The sequence below is a fragment of the Streptomyces sp. NPDC006450 genome (assembly GCF_040612195.1).
In the GTDB taxonomy this organism is placed as follows: domain Bacteria; phylum Actinomycetota; class Actinomycetes; order Streptomycetales; family Streptomycetaceae; genus Streptomyces.
This window is the reverse complement of record NZ_JBEXPT010000116.1, coordinates 1-20342: the sequence shown is the minus strand read 5'-3', so window position 1 is coordinate 20342 and position 20342 is coordinate 1. Positions and strand designations below refer to the sequence as shown.

20 protein-coding genes and 1 riboswitch are annotated in these 20342 nt (G+C 73.1%); of the genes, 7 read left to right on the top strand and 13 right to left on the bottom strand.

The genetic code is table 11. The features are described 5' to 3' along the window. The 5 genes from ABZY57_RS26570 to ABZY57_RS26550 form a co-directional block, all read right to left on the bottom strand. Positions 1-1050 (bottom strand): ATP-binding cassette domain-containing protein (locus tag ABZY57_RS26570; protein WP_356516028.1); only part of this gene is annotated, 1050 nt, incomplete at its 3' end. A gap of 7 nt (positions 1051-1057) precedes the next feature. Next, positions 1058-2467 (bottom strand): energy-coupling factor transporter transmembrane protein EcfT, encoded by a 1410-nt coding sequence (locus ABZY57_RS26565; RefSeq protein WP_356516026.1) that lies wholly within the window; start codon positions 2465-2467, stop codon positions 1058-1060. Further along, on the bottom strand, positions 2464-3135 hold the full coding sequence (locus ABZY57_RS26560; protein WP_356516024.1) for an SCO2322 family protein: 672 nt from the start codon (positions 3133-3135) through the stop codon (positions 2464-2466). Before ABZY57_RS26560 ends, ABZY57_RS26565 begins: the two co-directional genes overlap by 4 nt. Beyond that, positions 3135-4391, bottom strand: a complete 1257-nt coding sequence (locus ABZY57_RS26555; protein ID WP_356516022.1) for a prenyltransferase/squalene oxidase repeat-containing protein — start codon at positions 4389-4391, stop codon at positions 3135-3137. The genes ABZY57_RS26560 and ABZY57_RS26555 overlap by 1 nt, the downstream gene beginning before the upstream one ends. A gap of 142 nt (positions 4392-4533) precedes the next feature. Continuing rightward, positions 4534-4613, bottom strand: a riboswitch (cobalamin riboswitch). A gap of 79 nt (positions 4614-4692) precedes the next feature. Beyond that, on the bottom strand, positions 4693-5757 hold the full coding sequence (locus ABZY57_RS26550) for an MBL fold metallo-hydrolase (protein ID WP_356516020.1): 1065 nt from the start codon (positions 5755-5757) through the stop codon (positions 4693-4695). A 265-nt stretch (positions 5758-6022) separates the two neighbouring features. On the opposite strand from ABZY57_RS26550, the gene ABZY57_RS26545 reads away from it, so the two are divergent. Both ABZY57_RS26545 and ABZY57_RS26540 read left to right on the top strand, forming a co-directional pair. Continuing rightward, a complete protein-coding gene (locus ABZY57_RS26545) occupies positions 6023-7501 on the top strand; it encodes an aldehyde dehydrogenase (RefSeq protein WP_356516018.1) in 1479 nt (492 codons plus the stop codon). Next, complete coding sequence (locus ABZY57_RS26540) at positions 7501-7734, top strand: ferredoxin (RefSeq protein WP_356516030.1); 234 nt, start codon at positions 7501-7503, stop codon at positions 7732-7734. Before ABZY57_RS26545 ends, ABZY57_RS26540 begins: the two co-directional genes overlap by 1 nt. A 265-nt stretch (positions 7735-7999) precedes the next feature. Here the strand turns inward: ABZY57_RS26540 and ABZY57_RS26535 are convergent, their stop codons facing one another. Further along, entirely contained in the window at positions 8000-8677 is a 678-nt protein-coding gene (locus ABZY57_RS26535) for a TetR family transcriptional regulator (protein WP_356516016.1), read from the bottom strand. A 247-nt stretch (positions 8678-8924) separates the two neighbouring features. Between ABZY57_RS26535 and ABZY57_RS26530 the strand changes: the two genes are divergently transcribed. From ABZY57_RS26530 to ABZY57_RS26520, 3 genes are all read left to right on the top strand, one after another. Then, the gene (locus ABZY57_RS26530; RefSeq protein ID WP_356516014.1) at positions 8925-10265 is read left to right on the top strand and encodes a glycosyltransferase family 4 protein; all 1341 of its coding nucleotides are present in this window, start codon (positions 8925-8927) and stop codon (positions 10263-10265) included. A 61-nt stretch (positions 10266-10326) separates the two neighbouring features. Further along, entirely contained in the window at positions 10327-11079 is a 753-nt protein-coding gene (locus ABZY57_RS26525) for a class I SAM-dependent methyltransferase (protein WP_356516012.1), read from the top strand. Then, a complete protein-coding gene (locus ABZY57_RS26520) occupies positions 11076-12164 on the top strand; it encodes a prenyltransferase (protein ID WP_356516010.1) in 1089 nt (362 codons plus the stop codon). Before ABZY57_RS26525 ends, ABZY57_RS26520 begins: the two co-directional genes overlap by 4 nt. A gap of 95 nt (positions 12165-12259) precedes the next feature. Here the strand turns inward: ABZY57_RS26520 and ABZY57_RS26515 are convergent, their stop codons facing one another. The 4 genes from ABZY57_RS26515 to ABZY57_RS26500 all read right to left on the bottom strand — a co-directional run bounded on the left by ABZY57_RS26515 (position 12260) and on the right by ABZY57_RS26500 (position 16232). After that, on the bottom strand, positions 12260-14023 hold the full coding sequence (locus ABZY57_RS26515) for a hypothetical protein (protein ID WP_356516008.1): 1764 nt from the start codon (positions 14021-14023) through the stop codon (positions 12260-12262). Continuing rightward, entirely contained in the window at positions 14023-15357 is a 1335-nt protein-coding gene (locus ABZY57_RS26510; RefSeq protein WP_356516006.1) for a hypothetical protein, read from the bottom strand. Before ABZY57_RS26510 ends, ABZY57_RS26515 begins: the two co-directional genes overlap by 1 nt. Positions 15358-15511: 154 nt before the next feature. Then, entirely contained in the window at positions 15512-15709 is a 198-nt protein-coding gene (locus ABZY57_RS26505; protein ID WP_356516004.1) for a hypothetical protein, read from the bottom strand. 220 nt (positions 15710-15929) lie between these two features. Beyond that, positions 15930-16232 (bottom strand): hypothetical protein, encoded by a 303-nt coding sequence (locus ABZY57_RS26500; protein WP_356516002.1) that lies wholly within the window; start codon positions 16230-16232, stop codon positions 15930-15932. Between the two features lie 126 nt (positions 16233-16358). Between ABZY57_RS26500 and ABZY57_RS26495 the strand changes: the two genes are divergently transcribed. Both ABZY57_RS26495 and ABZY57_RS26490 read left to right on the top strand, forming a co-directional pair. Beyond that, positions 16359-17003 (top strand): hypothetical protein, encoded by a 645-nt coding sequence (locus tag ABZY57_RS26495; protein WP_356516000.1) that lies wholly within the window; start codon positions 16359-16361, stop codon positions 17001-17003. Between the two features lie 78 nt (positions 17004-17081). Further along, positions 17082-17513 carry a hypothetical protein gene (locus ABZY57_RS26490; protein ID WP_356515998.1) on the top strand — a complete coding sequence of 144 codons (432 nt, stop codon included), beginning with the start codon at positions 17082-17084 and terminating at the stop codon, positions 17511-17513. Here the strand turns inward: ABZY57_RS26490 and ABZY57_RS26485 are convergent. From ABZY57_RS26485 to ABZY57_RS26475, 3 genes are all read right to left on the bottom strand, one after another. Beyond that, positions 17510-18520 (bottom strand): LLM class F420-dependent oxidoreductase, encoded by a 1011-nt coding sequence (locus tag ABZY57_RS26485; protein ID WP_356515996.1) that lies wholly within the window; start codon positions 18518-18520, stop codon positions 17510-17512. The two genes, ABZY57_RS26490 and ABZY57_RS26485, sit on opposite strands and share 4 nt — an antisense overlap. Before the next feature lie 103 nt (positions 18521-18623). Continuing rightward, positions 18624-19442, bottom strand: coding sequence for a hypothetical protein (locus tag ABZY57_RS26480; RefSeq protein ID WP_356515994.1), 819 nt, complete (start codon positions 19440-19442; stop codon positions 18624-18626). A 149-nt stretch (positions 19443-19591) separates the two neighbouring features. Beyond that, positions 19592-20342: N-acetylmuramoyl-L-alanine amidase (locus ABZY57_RS26475; RefSeq protein ID WP_356515992.1), on the bottom strand; the 751-nt coding region annotated here is incomplete at its 5' end.

Sequence of the window (20342 nt, the reverse complement as noted above, 5' to 3'; positions counted from 1 at the left end):
TCCCCGGGGCTGCGCCCCGGACCCCTGGCGGGGCTGCGCCCCGGACCCCGGGCGGGGCTGCGCCCCGGACCCCGACGGGGGCTGGGCTTCGGACTCTGCTGGGGGCTGCGCCCCAGCCCCGGCCTGCGGCTTTGCGCCGGCTCCGGTGTGGGGCTGTGACCCGGTAGCGGTGTGGGGTTGTGCGTCTGTTCCGGGGTCGGGCTGGGGCGTCGCGGCCGGTGGGGGCGCGGGGGTTGTGGCGAGGCGGGTGAGGAGGGGGGCGGCGCGGCGGCGGGCGTCTCGGACGGAGAGGGGGAGGGGGGACCAGGCCGCCAGGCGGCCGAGGGCCACCACCGGGGGGTGGACCGGGGAGACGGCCATGATCTCGGAGGGGGTGCCCAGGACGGGGGGAGCGCCCGGGGAGGGGAGGAGCAGGACGCGGTCGGCGTACTGGACCACGCGCTCCAGGCGGTGTTCCGCCATCAGGACGGTCGTGCCCAGGTCGTGGACCAGGCGCTGCAGGACGGCCAGGACTTCTTCCGCCGCCGCCGGGTCGAGGGCCGAAGTCGGCTCGTCCAGGACCAGGACGCGCGGGTGCGGGGTCAGGACCGAACCGATCGCCACCCGCTGCTGCTGGCCTCCGGACAGGGTGGCGATGGGGCGGTCGCGGAGTTCGTTCAGGCCGAGCAGGTCGAGGGTTTCCTCGACGCGGCGGCGCATGACGGAGGGCGGCAGGCCCAGGGACTCCATGCCGTAGGCCAGCTCGTCCTCGACGACGTCCGTCACGAAGTGGGCCAGCGGGTCCTGGCCGACCGTGCCGACCACGTCCGCGAGTTCCCGCGGCTTGTGCGTGCGGGTGTCCCGGCCGGCGACCGTGACCCGGCCCGTGAGGGTGCCCCCGGTGAAGTGCGGGACCAGGCCCGAGACCGCCCCGAGGAGGGTGGACTTGCCGACGCCGGAGGGGCCCACCAGGAGGGTCAGCTCCCCTTCGGGGAGCGTGAAGTCGGCGTGCGCGAGGGAGGGGGCGGCCGCTGCGTCGTACGTCACCGATACGTCTTCGAAATGGATCACGGGGGCCTTACGCCTCCTTCAGCGGAGAGGGGGGAAGCGGGGGGAGCGGAGCGACCAGCGCCGGGAGGAGGCCGATCAGGATCGCCGCGGCCGGCCAGAGCGGGAGGGTCGGGACGACGAGGGGGACGACGCCGGGGCGCAGGGCCTCCGGGTCCAGGGACGCGGCCCGGATCAGCAGGGCCGCCACCGCCGCGCCCGAACCGGCGACCAGCCAGGCCCGTACGCCCCACCGGTCCGGCCGGTACCGGGTCCGGATCGACCGGCGGCCGCCGAGGCGCAGCCCGGCCAGGGCCAGGAGGAGGGAGAAGAGGAGGAGCGCGAGACCGTACTCGGCGCCCTCCGCCGCCAGCAGCCCGTACGTACCCGCGCACATGCCGAGCAGCCCGCCGAGGGTGAGCACGTTGGTGGTGCGGCGGACGGCGGCCGGGACCTGCGCGGTGCGGCCGTAGCCGCGGGCGTCCATGGAGGCGGCAATGGCGACGGAGCGTTCCAGCGCGCCCTCCAGGACCGGCAGACCGATCTGGAGGACGGCCCGCACCCCGCCGGTGGGGCGGCCGCGCAGGCGACGGGCCGTACGGAGGCGGACCACGTCCGCGACCATGTTCGGCGCGAAGGTCATCGCGACGACCACGGCGACCCCGACCTCGTACAGGGCCGCGGGCAGCGACTTCAGCAGCCGCGCCGGATTCGCGAGGGCATTGGCGGCGCCGACGCAGATGAGGAGCGTGGCCAGCTTCGCGCCGTCGTAGAACGCGAAGACGAGCTGTTCGGCGGTGACCCGGCCGCCGAGGCGGATGCCCTGCGTCCAGTCAGGGAGGGGGACCTGCGGGAGGGTGAAGAGGGTGTGCGCGCCGGGGATGGGGGAGCCGAGGAGCATGGAGAAGACGAGGCGCAGGCCGATGACGAAGAGCCCGAGCTTGACGAACGCCCCGTAGGAACGCGCCCAGGGCGCGTCGGTACGGCGGGCCGCCACCACGTAGCCGGCCACGCCGACGATCAGGCCGAGGAGGAGCGGGTTGGTGGTGCGGGAGGCGGCGGTGGCGAGACCGAGGGCCCAGAGCCACCAGGCACCCGCGTGCAGGGCGTTGCCACGCGTGGCCTCGGGGGCGCGCCATTTTTCGTACGTCGGCACGCGCGAGCCGCCGGTTGCCCGGCCGGGGGCGTTCGGCCCGGCCGGGGTGGGGACGTCGCCTGCGGGGCCGTGGTCGGCGCCGTGGGTGCGGGGGGCGGGTGCGGCGCCGTCGTGGGTGCGCGCGGCGTGCGGCCGGGCTGCCGGGTGCCCACCCGCACCACCCGCACCACCCGTGCCGGTCGACGGGCGGGCGCGGGTGGTGCGGGTGGGGGGCGGGCCGCCGTCCGCGACCGCCCCGCCGTTCTCGGACTCGGACCCGGACCCGGACTGGGGGCCCGGCTTCATCGGGTGCGGCGGCGGCGGGACTGCCAGAAGGCGGCCGCGCCCAGTGCGGCCACCGCTGCGATGCCGGCGAGGAGGCCCGCGGACGGGCCGCCGCCGTCGGAGCCGGAGTCGGCGGGCTCGACCGGGGCGGTGGTGGCGGCGGTGTCCGCGACGGGTTCGCCGCAGCCCTGCTTCGGGTAGCCCGAGACCGCGCACAGCAGCGCCGCGCTGTTGTAGCGCAGCGGCTTGGCCACCTCCGCCAGTGCCTCGGCCGTCGTGGCGTCCGGGCCGACCTGCGCGCACGCCGTACGCGGAGCGTCCTGCGGCGGGGTCTCGCCCGCCTGGGCCTCGGCGGGCGTACCGAAGTCGATGACCAGGGCGATCCGCTTCCTGCCCGCGACCGGGGCGGTGGCCGAGCAGATGGCCGCGAAGTCGGCGTCCGCGCGCGGCGGGGCGGCCTGATCGGCCGCGTCCTTGCTCACCACGAAGTGGAAGCCCTGCACGGAGCCGTCCGCCGGACGCGCCGACGAGGGGCCCTGGGTGGCGTACGCCCACGTGCCGCCCGCGCCGTCCCAGAACGACCAGTAGCGGTAGGTCGAGGCCAGGGCGGGGGACGCGGCCAGCAGGGTCAGGACGAGGCCGGCGACGAGGGACGGCAGCAGGGCCGGGCGGTGGTGGCGTCCGCGCATCAGAGCTGGTTCTTCTTGCGGCGGCCGCTCAGCACGATGCCGATGCCCATACCGGCCGCCGCGCCCGCGAGGATCATCCACCAGACGTTGCTGCCGGAGTCCTTCTCCTCGTCCTTCTTCTCCGCCGGCTGCTCCGAGGCCTTCGCGGAGGCGTCCTGCGGCGCCGGGCCCGTCGCGTTCAGCGCCGCGACCAGGTCGGTGCCGCCGAAGGACTTCGGGTCGGTGCCGGTCGCGTGCGCGGCCAGGATCAGGGTGCCGAGCCCGGCCGGGCTGCCCTTGGACCACGCGGCCGAGTTGGCCTTCAGCCACTCCAGCGCGCCCGCGGCGGACTGCTTGTGCCCGGCCGCGGCCAGGGCGATCACCGCGTCGGCGGTGTTGCCGGTGTCCGGGGTCGGCTGGTCGGCGCCCGGGGTGAGGGCGGTGAGGTGGCCGTCCTTCTGCAGGGCCTGGGCCAGGTACCCGGCCGCGCCCTGGGCCGCCGCCGCCGGGTCACCCGCGGTCGCCGGGCAGGCGAGCGCCGCCGCGGCGGTGTCCGCGGGAGCGGAGGAGGGGGAGACGAGCGTGCCCTTGCCGAGGCCGGCCAGGACGGCGGCGGCCGTCGCGTCGGCGTTGGCGGGGAGCTTGCCGTCGGCCGTCGGCTGGTAGGCGAAGGCGCCCCGGTCGGCGGCCGGCTCGGCGGAGCAGCCGAGCTGGAAGGCGAGCAGCCCCTCGTACGCGGACTTGCCGGTCTTGGACCGGACCTCGGCCGGCTTCTCGCCCGCCACCGCCAGCGCGCTGATCACCACGGAGGTGGAGCTGGCCTCGCTCGGGGAGCCGGGGACGTAGGCCCAGCCGCCGTCCGCGTTCTGGACGGACTTCAGCCAGTCCACGCCCTTCTTCACCGCCGCGTCCTGCCCGCCGAGCGCCTTCAGCGCCTGCACGGCCACCGCGGTGGCGTTCGTGTCGAGCATCGTCTTCGCGTCGCACGCGGCTGCCGCGTCCGCGCGGAAGGAGGCGAAGCCGCCGTCGGCGCACTGCTGGCCGACGAGCCAGTCCACGGCCTGCTGCGCGGGCTTCACGCCCACGGTGTGCTGGGCGAGCAGAGCGAACGACTGCCGCCACACCCCGTCGTACGTGGGGTCGTTCTTGCCGTAGAGCCCGGAGGGGACGACGGGCGCCGGGGACGGAGTGGCGACATCGGCGAGGGCCGCGGGGGCCGCGCCCACGCAGAGCACGGCGGAGACGGCGAGCGTGGCGGCGCTGCGGCGGACGTTCATGGCGGGGCGGGTGCCTCTCGTGCTGGGGACCCGGAGGCAGGCAGCACAGCAGCGGAGGCTGGCACCGGGCTCCGGCTCCGTTTACCTCGACGGTGCCGGCCGCCGGAGGACCCGGCGGCACGAGCCGCGCACCTCCGGCACGGGGCAATCCGGCTCCCCGCCCCGATGCTGCCGGGGAGGGTCACGGTTGCGGGTCAGCGCCGGATTCGCACCGGCTTCCCCCCGTACGGAAGTGTGGACGACGCCCATACTCTACCGGCCCGTAGCTCCGGTATCCGGTGGCGCTGCCCTCCCGCACCCCTTACACGGCGCGGTACGTCACGGGGTCGCTGCCCGGCACCGCCTCCGCGCGGCCCTGCTTCACCAGGCGCCGCAGGTGGGCCTCCGCTTCGGAGACGGCGATGTTGCGGGAGCCGTACGGGATCTGCTCCCAGGGCCGGTTCCACTCCATCCGCTCCGCCAGCGCCCAGGGGGTCAGCGGCTCGGCGGCGAGCAGTTCCCGCAGCCCGGTGAGCCGTTCCTCGTGGTGGTCCAGGAGTTCCCGTACGCGGGCCGGGGCGTCGGTGAAGGCGTGCTGGTGGGCCGGGAGCACCTCGGCGGGCTGGAGGCGGGCGATGCGTTCGAGGGAGTCGAGGTAGTCGCCGAGGGGGTCGGTGACCCGCTCGGAGGAGGGGTCCTCGTAGAGGCCGATGTGAGGGGAGATCCCCGGGAGGAGGTGGTCCCCGGAGAAGAGGCGGCCGTTGCCGGGCAGGTTCGCCGGGTGCTTCTCCTCCAGGTGCAGGCAGACGTGGCCGGGGGTGTGCCCGGGGGTCCAGATCGCCCGCAGTCGGCGGCCCGCCAGCGGCAGCAGCTCGGCGGGCACGATCTCCCGGTCGGGGACGGCGGCCCTCAGCCCCGGGAGGGTGCTCATGCGGCCGCTCGCGCGGGCGGCGCGCAGCGGGGCGATGTGCTCCTCGGGGGCTCCTGCGGCGGCGAGCTTCTCGCTCATGTAGTCGAACCAGACGCCGGGTTCGGAGGCCCGGGTCCGCACCACGATCTCGGTGTCCGCGGCGTGCATGGCGATCCAGGCCCCGGAAGCCTCGCGGACCTGGCCGGACAGGCCGTGGTGGTCGGGGTGGTGGTGGGTGATGACCACGCCGTGCACGTCGGCGACGGCGAGGGAGAGGGCGCCGAGGCCGGCGACGAGGGTGTCCCAGGACTCGGGGTCGTCCCAGCCGGTGTCGACGAGGACCGGGCCGCGGTCGGTGTCGAGGACGTGGACGAGGGTGTGGCCGAGCGGATTGTCGGGGATGGGGACCTTGATGCCCCACACGCCGCCGCCGTGATCGGTGACGTGAGGTGCCACGTCCGGGGTGTCCTCTGCCATGAGGGGCTCCGCTCTAACGGGAACAGGTCCAACGGGAACAGGTCAACGGGAACAGGTATGACGCCGGCGGGTCCGGGCCGGCGGCTCCAACAGGAACGTGTTGCAATAGTCGCCCAAGTCGACCACTTCTGCGGGCTCCTGACTAGTCGTTGGATCTTCGCGGTGTCGGGCGGGGTGGCGAGAGGGCGGTTCGGTCAGGGCCGTGGACTCCTAGAACTAGAACTGGTATCAGTTCTGGAACGCCAAGCCGCAGGAGGCATCAGCCATGACCGAGCTCGTGGAACACGGAAAACTGTTCATCGGCGGTGAGTGGACGGATCCGCTGGGCTCCGACACGATCAAGGTCGTCTCGCCCCACACCGGGCAGGTCATCGGCAGCGTCCCGCACGCCTCGAAGGCGGATGTGGACCGGGCCGTCGCCGTGGCCCGCAAGGCCTTCGACGAGGGCCCCTGGCCGCGTGCGACGCTCGAGGAGCGGATCGCCGTGGTCACCCGGATCAAGGACGCCATAGCCGTCCGCCACGAGGAGATCGCCCGCTCGATCAGCTCCCAGAACGGCTCCCCGTACTCCTGGAGCATCCTCGCCCAGGCCCTCGGCCCGATGATGGTCTACGACGCCGCGATCACCGTGGCCCGCGACTACCCCTACGAGGAGTTCCGCCAGGGCGTCCTCGGCCCGATCCTCGTCCGGCGCGAGGCCGTCGGCGTGGTCGCCGCCGTCATCCCGTGGAACGTCCCGCAGTTCGTGGCCGCCGCCAAGCTGGCGCCCGCGCTGCTCACCGGCTGCACGGTGATCCTCAAGCCGTCCCCCGAGGCGGTCCTCGACTCCTACATCCTCGCCGACATCGCCCGCGAGGCCGGACTGCCCGAGGGCGTGCTGTCGATCCTGCCCGCCGACCGCGAGGTCAGCGAGTACCTCGTCGGCCACCCGGACGTGGACAAGGTCGCCTTCACCGGTTCCGTGGCCGCCGGCCGGAAGGTCATGGAGGTCGCCTCGAAGAACCTCACCCGCGTGACCCTCGAACTCGGCGGGAAGTCCGCGGCCGTCATCCTCCCGGACGCCGACCTCGACACCGCCATCGCCGGCATCGTCCCCGCCGCCTGGATGAACAACGGGCAGGCCTGCGTGGCCCAGACCCGCGTCCTCGCCCCGCGCAGCCGCTACGAGGAGATCGCCGAGGCGCTCGCCGCCGCGGCCTCGGCGCTGGTCGTCGGCGACCCGCTGGACCCCGCGACGCAGCTCGGCCCGCTGGTGGCCAGGCGGCAGCAGCAGCGCTCGCTCGACTTCATCCGGATCGGCCAGGAGGAGGGCGCCAAGGTCCTGTCCGGCGGCGGGCGTCCGGCCGCCTCGGACCTCGGCCAGGGCTGGTACGTGGAGCCGACCCTCTTCGGAGACGTCGACAACTCGATGCGGATCGCCCGCGAGGAGATCTTCGGCCCGGTCGTCTGCCTGATCCCGTACGGGGACGAGGCGGAGGCCCTGCGGGTCGCCAACGACTCCGAGTTCGGGCTCAGCGGCAGCGTCTGGACCGGCGACGTGGAGCACGGCATCGACTTCGCCCGGCAGGTGCGGACCGGCACCTTCAACGTGAACACTTTCAGCCTGGACATGCTCGGGCCGTTCGGCGGCTACAAGAACAGCGGCGTCGGGCGGGAGTTCGGGCCGGAGGGGCTGAGCGAGTACCTGGAGCACAAGATGATCCACCTCCCGGCCGGATACGTACCCCCCGCGGCCGGTGCGTGATGGGCGACCGGTGGCACGTCGAGGTGGACCGCGGGGTCTGCATCGGCTCGGGGATGTGCGTGAACCACGCCCCGGAGGGCTTCACCCTCGACTCGGCGCGGCAGTCGCATCCCCGGGTGGCGGAGACGGACGCGAGCGAGCCGGTGCTCGCGGCGGCGGAGGGGTGTCCGGTCGAGGCGATCGCGATCACGCTGCTGGGTAGCGGCGAGGCGGTGTTCCCTCCGGAGGAGTGAGGGGGCTGCCGTGGGGCCGGGGCCGAGGGTGTGGGTTCCGGCCCCGGGGCCGTGCCCCGGGCCCGTGCCCCGGATTCGCGGCCGATGGGTCGCCTCGAGCACCGGCGGGGCCGGCGCAGGCGAGGCTCGGGAACGGGCCGGCCGCGCCCACGGAGTCCGCCCGGCAGGGTGGGTCAGCCGCCGCCGCGACGGCGGGCGGGCTGCCACAGCCCGGGGCGGCCGCCACCGGCTCCCGGCCCACTCGGACCCGGCGCGAACAGCCAGATCAGGACTTTTTCGGAGGGGTTGGCGGGGTCCTCGGCCCGGCGGGCCCGGCGTCCGGGGCCGTGAGGTCGATCAGGCGGCAGACCGTCTCGATGTCGATCTTCACCTGCGCGATCGAGGCCCGGCCCGACAGCCAGGTGATCAGTGCCGAGTGCCAGGTGTGCTCGATCACCCGGACCGCCGACAGCTGTTCCGCCGTCGGCGGGGCGTCCAGCCCCATCGCGTCCAGGATGATCGCCGTCGTCAGCCGGGAGACCGTGTCCACCTCGGGGCTCACGCTGCGGTCCGCGAAGGTGAGGGCCCGCACCATCGCGTCCGCCAGGTGCGGCTCGCGCTGGAGCGCGCGGAAGGCGCGCATCAGGGTCTCGGCGACCCGGGCCGCGGGCTCGTCCCCGGCCGGCGGGCGCTTGCGCAGCGTTCCGTGCATGTGCTGGAGCTGGTCCTGCATGGTCGCGACGAGCAGGTGCACCTTGGAGGGGAAGTACCGGTAGAGGGTGCCCAGGGCCACGCTGGAGGACTCCGCCACCTCCCGCATCTGCACCGCGTCGAAGCCGCCCCGGCTCGCCAACTGGGCGCTGGCGTGCAGGATCCTCCTGCGGCGTGCCTCCTGGCGCTCCGTCAGGGGCGGAGACGCCGGTGTGGTGACGGCTGGGGTCACGGCCTTCGCTTCGGCTGTCATCTGTCCCGTTCCGGTTCCAAGGCGTTCCAGTTCCAAGGCGTTCCTGTGCGTGCGGGGCTGCCGCGGGGCGCCCGCGCGCCCAGCATGGCAGGCGCCCGAGCCGTGGCGCGAATCACCCGCCACCCCTCTTACGGTGTGGTTTCCGGCCGGTAGATTCAATGCTCTTCAACGGATCAAGTCTGAAACTTGTTCTACATTATCCGAGCGGTTACGCTCCGGCGAAAGTGCAGGGAGAAGGGGGCCGAGAGTGACCGCAGAGGCCATGGTGACGAGCCCTCTCACGGGTCCGGCCGCCGACGGCAGCCGCCCGTTGCGGATCGCACTCCTCACTTATAAGGGGAACCCGTTCTGTGGTGGCCAGGGTGTCTACGTCCGCCACCTCGCGCGCGAGCTCGTGAAGCTGGGCCACTGTGTCGAGGTCATCGGCGCGCAGCCCTACCCGGTGCTCGACACCGACGCCCTCACCGGCGTCGGCGCCACCCTCACCGAGCTGCCCAGCCTGGACCTCTACCGCAGCCCCGACCCGTTCCGCACGCCCAAGCGCGACGAGTACCGCGACTGGATCGACGCCGTCGAGGTCGCGACCATGTGGACCGGCGGATTCCCCGAGCCGCTGACCTTCTCGCTCCGTGCCCGCCGCCACCTCGCGGCCCGGGCCGGCGAGTTCGACGTGATCCACGACAACCAGACCCTCGGCTACGGGCTGTTGGCGGACCTCGGCGCCCCGCTGGTCACCACCATCCACCACCCCATCACCGTCGACCGCGCGCTCGACCTGGCCGCCGCCAAGGACCGCAGGAAGCGTGCCTCCGTGCGGCGCTGGTACGGGTTCACGCGCATGCAGGGCCGCGTGGCCCGGCGGCTGCCCTCCGTGCTCACCGTCTCCGGCTCCTCCAAGAAGGAGATCGCCGAGCACCTCGGCGTCCAGGACGAGCGCATCCACGTCGTCCACATCGGCGCCGACACCGACCTCTGGTCGCCCGACGCCTCCGTGGCCGAGGTGCCCGGGCGGATCGTGACCACGTCGAGCGCCGACGTCCCGCTCAAGGGGCTCGTGCACCTCGTCGAGGCCCTCGCGAAACTCCGTACCGAACAGCCCGACGCCCACCTCGTCGTCGTCGGCAAGCGTGCCGAACAGGGCCCGGTGGCCCGCGCGATCGAGACGTACGGACTCCAGGACGCCGTCCGCTTCGTCAAGGGCATCACCGACACCGAGCTCGTCGACCTCGTCCGCAGCGCCCAGATCGCCTGCGTGCCCTCGCTGTACGAGGGCTTCTCGCTCCCGGCCGCCGAGGCCATGGCCACCGGCACCCCGCTGGTCGCCACCACCGGCGGCGCGATTCCCGAGGTCACCGGCCCCGACGGCGAGAGCTGCCTCGCCGTGGCGCCCGGCGACGCGGGCGCGCTGGCCGCCGCCCTGGGCCGGCTGCTCGGCGACGGCGAACTGCGCGCCCGGCTCGGCGCCGCCGGCCGCGAGCGGGTGCTGTCCCGCTTCACCTGGGCCAAGGCCGCCGAGGGCACCGTCGTCCACTACCGCGCCGCCATCGAGCGGGCGGCGGCGGGCGCGAAGGCCCCGACCGCCCGGTGACCTCCACCTTCCGTCCGATGCAGTTCCCCTCCCCACCCCGCGACCGCGAAGGCAGGACCACGTGCTGACCGTCGATTTCTCCAGGTTCCCGCTCGCCGCAGGCGACCGCGTACTCGATCTGGGCTGTGGCGCAGGCCGGCACGCCTTCGAGTGCTACCGGCGCGGCGCCCAAGTGGTCGCCCTCGACCGCAACGGCGAGGAGATCCGCGAGGTCGCCAAGTGGTTCGCCGCGATGAAGGAGGCCGGGGAGGCCCCGGCCGGTGCCACCGCCACCGCCATGGAGGGCGACGCCCTCGCGCTGCCCTTCCCCGACGAGTCCTTCGACGTCGTCATCATCTCCGAGGTGATGGAACACATCCCCGACGACAAGGGCGTCCTGGCCGAGATGGTCCGCGTCCTGAAGCCCGGCGGACGCATCGCCATCACCGTGCCGCGCTACGGTCCCGAGAAGATCTGCTGGGCGCTGTCCGACGCCTACCACGAGGTCGAGGGCGGCCACATCCGCATCTACAAGGCGGAGGAACTGCTCGGCAAGATGGAGTCCGCCGGCCTCAAGCCGTACGGCACCCACCACGCCCACGGCCTGCACTCGCCGTACTGGTGGCTCAAGTGCGCCTTCGGCGTCGACAACGACAAGGCGCTGCCCGTCAAGGCGTACCACAAGCTCCTCGTCTGGGACATCATGAAGAAGCCCGCGCTCACCCGGCTCGCGGAGCAGGCGCTGAACCCGGTCATCGGCAAGAGCTTCGTCGCCTACGCCACCAAGCCGCACCTCCCCGTGGGCGCGGCCGCCGCCGTGGGCGCCGCGCAGTGAGCTCTCCCGGGCGCACCGCACCCGAACACCTGGTCCTGGACGGCGTACTGACCGCCGAGCAGGCCGCCGACACCGTCGCCGGGATCCTCGCCGCGCAGCGCGCCGACGGGGCCATACCCTGGTTCCGCGGGCACCACCTCGACCCGTGGGACCACACCGAGGCCGCGATGGCCCTCGACGCGGCCGGCGAACACGAGGCCGCGGAGCGGGCCTACGACTGGCTGGTCCGCCACCAGAACGACGACGGCTCCTGGTACGCGGCCTACGCCGACCGCGAGGACGGGGTCGACACCCGCGAGCCGCAGGACGCGAGCCGGGAGACCAACTTCGTCGCGTACCTCGCCGTCGGCGTCTGGCACCACCACCTGTCCACCGGCGACGAGGCCTTCCTCGACCGGATGTGGCCCGCCGTGTACGCGGCCGTCGAGTTCGTCCTGCGGCTCCAGCAGCCGGGCGGCGAGATCGGCTGGAAGCGCGAGCCCTCGGGCGAGGCCGTCACGGACGCGCTGCTCACGGGGTCCTCCTCCATCCACCAGGCACTGCGCTGCGCGCTGGCCATCGCCGAGTACCGGGGCGATCCGCAGCCCGACTGGGAACTGGCCGCGGGCGCCCTGGGGCACGCGATACGCCGGCACCCGGAGCGGTTCCTGGACAAGTCCCACTACTCCATGGACTGGTACTACCCCGTCCTCGGCGGGGCGCTGACGGGCGCGGAGGCGAAGGCCCGGATCGAGGAGCGGTGGGAGGAGTTCGTCGTCCCGGACCTCGGCGTGCGGTGCGTGCTGCCGAACCCCTGGGTGACGGGCGGGGAGTCCTGCGAACTGGCGCTCGCGCTGTGGGCGACGGGGGAGTCGGACAGGGCCCTGGAGATCCTGCGCTCGATCGGCCACCTGCGGGCCGACAACGGCATGTACTGGACCGGGTACGTCTTCGACGACCGGGCGGTCTGGCCCGTGGAGCAGACCACCTGGACGGCGGGTTCCCTCCTCCTCGCGGTGGCCGCCCTGGGGGGCGACGAGGCCACCGGCGCGGTCTTCGGCGGGCTGGCGCTGCCGGCCGGCCTGGAGCCGGACTGCTGCGACTGAGGGCCGGGGCCTGAGGGCTGAGGTTTGAGGGCTGACGGACAGCGGGCCCGGGTGCGGATCGCGCCCAGGCCCGCTGCGGCCGTTCCCCGGCCCGTCTACAGAACGTCCACCGCGTCCTCGCGTCCGGCGGCCACGTAGTACGGGTCGGTGGCGTTGAGGTAGCGGATCTGCCAGACGCCGTCGCGGCGGGCGGTGACCTTGGTGCTGAACGAGCCGTTGGCGGCGGTCATCGCGCTGCCCTGGTAGGTCCAGGCGGAGCCGGCCGTATCGGCCTTGAAGTAGATGTAGACCTTCTGGTTGGCGATCGGCAGCCAGGCGGTCCCGGACTTCGCCTGGAGGTATCCGCCGGCGGTGATCCTGGTACCCGAGGGGACCCCTTCGGGGGCCAGGTTGTCGCGGACGATCTGGGTCGTCCTGCGGGTGAGCTGCTTCATCCGGGCGCTGGGGCCGATGTCGGTGGCGCCGGCGTAGCGCAGGCGGATGTAGTGGCGGTCCTGTTCGGGCGTGTGCTTCAGCTGCTGGCTGAAGGTCGTCCCGAAGGCGGTCGTGAAGGTCTTCACGGTCTTCCACCCGGTCTTGCCGTCCGCGGAGATCTGCACGTCGACCGTGGCCTTGGCCCCGGCGGACGCCGAGCCCTGGCGGACCGTCAGCTGGCCGCCGACGGTGATCGTCCGGTTCTTGTCCGAGGTCACGGTCAGCGGGGTGAAATCGGTGGTGTGCGTGGCATCCACGGCCAGGCTGGCGAAGGTGTCGCCGCTGAACCATCCGTTGTTGTCGTACGCGCCCAGCGACACGCGTGCGGATCCGTCCTGTGCGACGGGGTAGGACAGGTCGGCGACCCCGTTGGCGTCGGTGCCGTCCCAGTCCACGTCGCAGCGGTCCCGCGTGCAGTTCTCGTCGGTCAGGTACGCCGTCACGTTCGTCAGCGGCCGGACGGTGCCGTCGGCGGCGGTCCAGGTCAGGGCCGCCTGCACGGGCACCTTGCTGCCGTAACGGCCGGTGATGCCTCCGGCGGGCTGCCGGACGGCGACCTTCACGGGCGTCGCCCGCACCGGGAGGGCCAGGTTCCGCCGCGCCGAGTAGTTCTGGGCGCCCGAACCCGTGTTGAACCGGGCTTCGAGGGCGGGGCTCGATTCACGGCCTTCGAACTGGAAGAGAGTCGCGAAGCGGCCTGCGCCGTCGGTGGTCAGGTGCTCCGGCTCGTAGCTGCCCCCGCCGGTCTGGCGGACCAGTTCCACCGGGGCGTCGGCCAGCGGCTTCACCTCGTGGGTACGGGGGTGCTCGGCCACCAGCGTGCCGGAGGCCTTCCCGCTGCGCCGCTCGTAGGAGAGCACCGGGGTGCTGGACTTCAGGTCGGTGAACCGGGGCTTGTCCGCGTAGGCGAAGGGCCGTCCGGCATAGCGGTGCTCCTTCTCGTCCTCGCCACCCTTGTGGACGACGACGTCCAGGTCGTACATGCCCATGTCGGCGAGGACGAACGGGGCGGACTGGTTCCACACGTATACGCAGCTGTCCTCCTCGTCGCCCTCGCACTTCCAGTCGCCGAACCCGCCGACCTCGGCCACGGCCTTCTCGCCGTCCTTGGGCCGGATCCGGACCGCCGTCTCCCCTCCGGGTGGCGAGTCGGCGGTGAGCTGGACGCGGAACTCGTCGCCGGACCGGACCACCGAGGCGTGGGGCGCGGCGTCGGTGTCGGCGGCCCGCGCCACCGCCCCGAACCCGAGGCCGGAGGCGGCCGTGGTGACGGCCAGGGCGATGCCGAGCGAGGACATCATCTTGTTCAACTGTCCCCCAGGAGACGGCTTGTGCGTGCGCTGACGGCCCGGGGCGGGCGGGGTGGCCCGCGACAGCCTGGGCATCAGGGGGTCACCACGGTGAAGTTGGGGCTGGTGACGGGTTCGAGCCCCTCGGCGCCCTCGAAGAGGATGCGCCAGGCGCCGCCCTCGGGGTAGGTGCCCGGCTTCAGCGTGCGCAGGATCGACCCGGTGCGCCGGAGGTAGGTGCTCCTGTACGTCTTCCAGCCGGTCTTGCCGTCGGCCGAGTGCTGGATGCGGTACAGGTCCTGCTCGATGTTGGTGCCCTCTCCGAGCCGCGTGGTGCCCTTGAAGGTCAGACGGCCCTCCGCGTCCTCGGTCGCCTTCAGGCCCGCGAAGGCCACGGTCCGGTCGACCTTCAGGGTGACGGAGGCCTTGGAGACGCCGTCGAGCAGCGCTCCGGGACGGTGGGTCACCGCCAGCACGGTGTCTCCGTGCAGGGTGTACCGGTCCCAGGTGAAAGTCTGGCCCGAAGTCATCAGGATCTTTCCGCACTTCGAGCCGAAGACGTCCCACTTCTCGCAGGTGTCACCCATGCTGTCGAGGTCGGCGTTCGGCAGGGGGTGCAGTTCGCCGTCCGCGCCCCGGTAGAGGACCTTGCCCGCGATCCGGAAGCGGCTTTCGTATCCCGGTGCCATCGAGGACGGGACGTCCAGGGCGATGACGACCTTGCGCTTCTCGACGGGGAGTTCCGTCCTGATCGTGGCGGCACCTTCGGCTTCGACCACCACGGCCGAGCTGCTGTTCCGTGCGGTGTAGGTGAGGGTGGTGGAGAACGCGCCGTCGCTCCCGGCACGGGCCGACTGCGGTATCTCCTGGGTGAGCCAGCCGGAGAACGTGAGGTTCACCCTGCGGCCCTGGAGCGGGGTCTCGACGCGGGTGCGCGGATCGCGCAGGACCAGCTTGCCGGTGACGGTCGCCGTCGGCTTCTCCAGGGAGATCGGCTCGCTCAGCGGGTTCAGGGCGAGTACGGGGTGCGGCAGGTAACGCAGTTCGCCGCTGTCGGCGCAGCGGACGGTCTTGCCCGCGGCGTCGGTGTACCGGACGTCGAGGGCGTAGCGGCCGAGCTGCGCGAGCGCGGGCAGCGCGGCGGAGCGGTGGCGCACGCCGAAGCCGGGCCGCGTCGAGGACTCGAAGCCCCCCGCGCTGGCGAGCACCTTCGTGGTGCCCGGCTCGCGCACGTCCACCGTGAGGTTCTTGAGCACGCCGAAAGCGTCGACCTGCACCTTGGCCGCGTCGGCCGGATCGGCCGAGGCGACCGTGTCACAGGCGTCGGCGGCCGAGGCGGCGAGGCTGCCCGGCGCGGCGGCGACCATCGTTGCGGCGATACCGAAGGCGGCAACAAGAGCCGTTGCCGTACGAGTTGTCCTGGCGGACATCGGTGGATGCCCTCCCGTCTCATGGTGATCCGAGGAACCGGGCCGGGTCGGCCCTGTCCGGTTTCCTTTTTCTGTCTTCGCTCGTGCGGGGCGGGCATGGCGGGACCCCCGTGCACGCCTCGCCCGCCCCGCATCCGTCCGTGCGGCGCAGGCGTCAGCGCACGGCGGCGTAGTTCTCGCGGTGGTGTGCCCGTCCCTCGGTGGGGACGGCGAACCGGAAGACGCCGCGGGGCTCACCCGGGGCCGCGGGCACCAGGTCCGGCGCGGCGGCGGCAGGGGTGGCGGGCGCCGCCGGCAGGTGGGGTGCGGAGTGGGCGGGCAAGGCCGCATGCGTCGCCGTGTTCTTCTTCAAAAGAGCCCCCCCGGGCGAAGTCCAACTGATCAACTCTCGCCCGTACGACCCACGGCCGGCACGGATGGTTGCCCCCGCATGCCGAAACTCCTGAAAATAAGGAAGCGCAGGGCCGCTGACGACATGACGACGCTCGCCCTCCGGCCGACCGGAGGACGAGCGGTACTCGACGCGCGGGAGCGGGCCACCGGGCCACCGGCCTCGGTGGCGGCCCGGTGGCCTAGCGGCGGTAGAGCCGGCCCGCGATGGCGTGGCCGATGACCAGGTAGGCGACGGCCGCGATGCCGTAGCCGACCACCACCTGGATCCATTCGCGGTCGAAGGTGAACAGGTCGTAGGACCAGCCGGCGAGCCAGGTCGCGGCGTCGTGGATGAAGTCCACCAGGGCGTTGCCCTGGTTGGCATCCAACAGGTACAGCAGGATCCACAGTCCGATGACGAAGGCCATGACGTCCGCCACGATCGCGACGCCGCGGCCCGCCTGGCTGCTTCCTCTCGTGTGCACTCGCGTGTGTGTGGGCATGCCGCGCTTCTGGCCGTTTCCCGGCCGGATAAACCCACCGGGTGGACCCGAACGGGTCCCCCAGGTGGCGGAGCCGGATGCCCGGGGTGAGGCTGCGGGGGACGCCTCAGTCCCCGGAGGAAACCCGTGTCCCTACCCACCACAGCCGTCCGCTTCCGCCGTGTCCTCACGGCGGTGCTCCTGTCCTGTGCCCTGCTCGGCGGTGCCACCGCCTGCGGCTCGGGCGGTGGCGACAGGACCGCCGCCGGTCAGGCCGACGAGGTCTCGGTGGCCATGGCCGCGTTCGCCGAGGCCGACGCGGCGGCCTCCGCGGAGGACGCGGAAGCCGCCGCCGCCACTCCCTCGCCCAGCAGCCCGGCGGAGAAGCAGAAGTTCGCCAAGACCCGCTTCGTCGCCAACGCGGGGCTCGCGGCCGGCGCCACGTACCAGTGGATCGTCAAGCCGTACAAGGCGGGCAAGTTCAAGAAGGGTGCCAAGGGCCGCACCTTCGCCCTGGTCAAGGCGGGCCTCGCGGGCGCCTTCGCCTACAACCGGCTCAAGGCCGCCTCCGAGAACGCCAAAGGCGACCCGCTGCTGTCCAAGGCCGTGGGCCCGCTGACGGCGGGCATCGACTCCCTCAAGGGCCTCGGCTCCAAGCTGCGCCAGGGCCAGGCGGGCGACGCCGACATCAGCTCCTTCGAGGACGTCATCAACAGCGTCAAGGAGGCCGGCAAGAGCGCGGGCGCCCCGGTGACCGACCAGGTCCCGAGCGCCGGTCAGCTGACCGGCTGAGCGCAGTCGGGGCTTTCCCCGGAACGGGCCGGACCGGAGGATTCCGGCCCGGCCCGTTCGACCTGTTTCAATGGGCCGGTGATCGAGTACGTGGCCCTCGCCGGCGCCGCCGCCGCAACCGGCTGGCTGGTGCGCCGCAAGCACCTCCGGCGCCAGGCCGCCCCGCCCGTGCCCGGGATCCCGTGCATGGCCCGTCAGCCCGCGGGCACCGGCCGCTGGCGCAGCGGCCGGGTCTACGCCGACCGGGGCGCGGCCCGCTGGGTGCCCGGCCGGGGCGAGCCCGTGGTCCTGACCGGCGGCCGGGCCACCGGCGTACGGCCGCCGTCGGTGAAGGAGGGCATCTCCATCAACCCGGGCTCGCGCATCGTGACCTGTGAGTTCGACGAGGGCGGCGGCAGCGGCGCCATGGACATCGCCGTGATGCCGCTGGACCTGCGGGAACTGCTGGCGGCGGTGGAACAGGCCGCGCCCGGAGCCACCCCTGAGGCGACACCGGAGGAGCCGGCCTAGCTGTTGAGCTCCGCCAGGACCCGCAGGGTGTGCGGGTCGGGGGCGGTCAGGAGCAGGTCGGTCACCGGGCCCTTGCGCCACAGCTCCAGACGTTCGGCGATCCGCTCGCGCGGTCCGATCAGGGAGATCTCGTCCGCGAAGGCGTCCGGGACGGCCATGACGGCCTCTTCCTTGCGCCCGGCCAGGAACAGCTCCTGGATCCGGTGCGCCTCCTCCTCGTAGCCCATCCGGCCCATGAGGTCGGCGTGGAAGTTGCGTGCCGCGTGCCCCATCCCGCCGATGTAGAAGCCCAGCATCCCCTTCACGGGGAGGAGTCCCTCAGCGACGTCGTCGCAGACCTTGGCCCGCGCCATCGGAGCGATCATGAACCCCTCGGGGAGCTCGGACAGCGAAGCCTGGTAGACGTCCGTGCGGGTCGGCGACCAGTAGAGGGGGAGCCAGCCGTCCGCGATGCGGGTGGTCTGGGCGATGTTCTTCGGGCCCTCGGCGCCGAGCAGGACCGGTAGGTCCGCCCGCAGCGGGTGGGTGATGGGCTTGAGCGGTTTGCCGATGCCGGTGCCGTCCGCGCCCCGGTACGGGTGGCTGTGGAAGCGGCCGTCCAGCGCGACCGGGGCCTCGCGGCGCAGCACCTGGCGGATGACGTCCACGTACTCCCGGGTCGCCGTCAGCGGGCTGGAGGGGAAGGGGCGCCCGTACCAGCCCTCGACCACCTGCGGGCCGGACAGGCCGAGGCCCAGCATCATCCGGCCGCCGGAGAGGTGGTCCAGGGTCAGGGCCTGCATGGCGGTGGCGGTCGGGGTGCGTGCGGCCATCTGCGCGATGGCGGTGCCCAGGCGGATCCGCGAGGTGTGCGCGGCGATCCAGGTGAGCGGGGTGAAGGCGTCCGAGCCCCAGGCCTCGGCGGTCCAGACGGAGTCGTAGCCGAGGTTCTCGGCTTCGGCGGCGAGGTCGAGGTGGTCCGGATTGGGGCCGCGGCCCCAGTAACCGAGTGCGAGTCCGAGGCGCATGTGACGGTCCCCTCCACGAATCTGACGATGCGTCAGGTGACTGTAGGGCAACGGCCCCCCGCCCGGAAGGGCGGGGGGCCGTGGTGCGTGGGCGTGCGCGGGATCAGCCGCGCTGGATGCCCGAGGTGTCGTTCAGGACGCCGCGGCGGCCGTCCTGGGTCTGGGCGATCAGAGTCGCCGGACCGCGCTGCTCCACGGCCAGGTACCAGGTGCCGGGCGCGAGCTCCGCGATCGGGGCGGGATTGCCGTCCTCGGCGAAGAGCGGGCGGGCCACCGGAACGGCGAACCAGAACGGCGTGAAGTCCGCTGCCGGGGCCGGCGGCGGGGTCGCGTCCTGCGGGGAGTGGGGCTGCTCGTGGCCGCCGCCGTAGGGCGGGGCCGGCTGCGGGGCGGCTCCGTACGGCTGCGGCTCCTGGCCGCCCGGGTATCCGTACCCGGCGCCGGGGGGCTGCTGCTGGCCGCCGTACGGCGGAACGGCGGCCGTGGCGGGCTTCGGGTCCGGCACCAACTGCCCGGCGAGCGCGGGAACTTTCGCCCCGAAGAGGGTCACGCCGGCCAGCGCCGCGGTGGCGAGGAAGGCGATGACGGCGCCGGCGCCCAGGTCGGCTCCGGTCGGGCAGGTGATGAGCCCCCAGAGCGCGGACCAGGCCGCCGAGACCGACAGCACCGTGCCCCAGGCCTGGAAGGGCAGGCCCAGGAGCTGGCGCCCCGCAGGCTGCAGGCGGGCCGCGACGAGCAGGCCGACGGCGATGAACGCGAGCAGGAAGATGCTCGGCAGCGCCAGGCGGTACACGTCGGTGTCCCATGCGCTCGGTGCGTCGACGCCGGGCGCGGAATAGAAATCGAGGAACGAGGCGATGAACAGCAGCGCCGCTGCTCCGATCACCACGCCGTCGCCTCGAGTGAGGGATCGGATGTTCACGTCTCAGGTGTCCTTCTCGGTCTCGTCGTCTCGTGGTGCCGTGGGTGCCCGCCGTGACGCAGGGGGCGGGCGGCACCATGGTACGGAGCTTTGCCGCGGCCGAGAGGATCGGGGCTGCGGGCCGTCCCGGAGGGACGGTCCCGGTGGCCCTACCCGCCGAGGAAGCCGACGATGCCGTCCGCGATGCCCTGCGCCGCTTTCTGGCGCCACTCCGGACTCGACAGCTGCGCCGCGTCCTTGGCATCACGCATGTTGCCGCATTCGATGAACACCTTGGGCCTGGTCGAGAGGTTCAGTCCGCCCAGATCGTCGCGGACGACCAATCCGGTACCGCCGCCGAGGTAGTTGGCGGGCGCGGAACCGGTGGTCCGGGCGAAGTTGCCGGCGATCCGCTCACCGAGCTGCCGGGAGGGTCCGATGATCTTCGCGGTGTCGGCGCCGCCGCCCTTGACCTTGGCGGGGAGGATGACGTGGAAACCACGGCTGCCGGCCGAGACCCCGTCCGCGTGGACGGAGACCACGGCGTCGGCGGCGGCCTCGTTGCCGATGCGGGCGCGCTCGTCGATGCAGGGGCCGAAGGGGCGTTCCTTGCCGGCCTCGTGGGTGAGGAGCACCTTGAGGCCCTTGGCCTCCAGGACGGTGCGCAGGCGCCGGGACACGTCCATGCTGAACTCGGCTTCCATGTAGCCGGAGTTGGTGGTCGTGCCGGTGGTGTCGCACTCCTTGCGGTTGGTGCCGATGTCCACCTGGCGGTTGATCTCGGCGGTGTGCTTGAAGTTGCCCGTGTTGTGACCGGGGTCGATGACGACGGTACGGCCGGCGAGACCCGTGGCGGCGTCGGGGCTCGGGGCGGCCCCGGTGCCGCTGCCGGCGCCCGGCGTCCCGGTCGGTGCGGCGCTC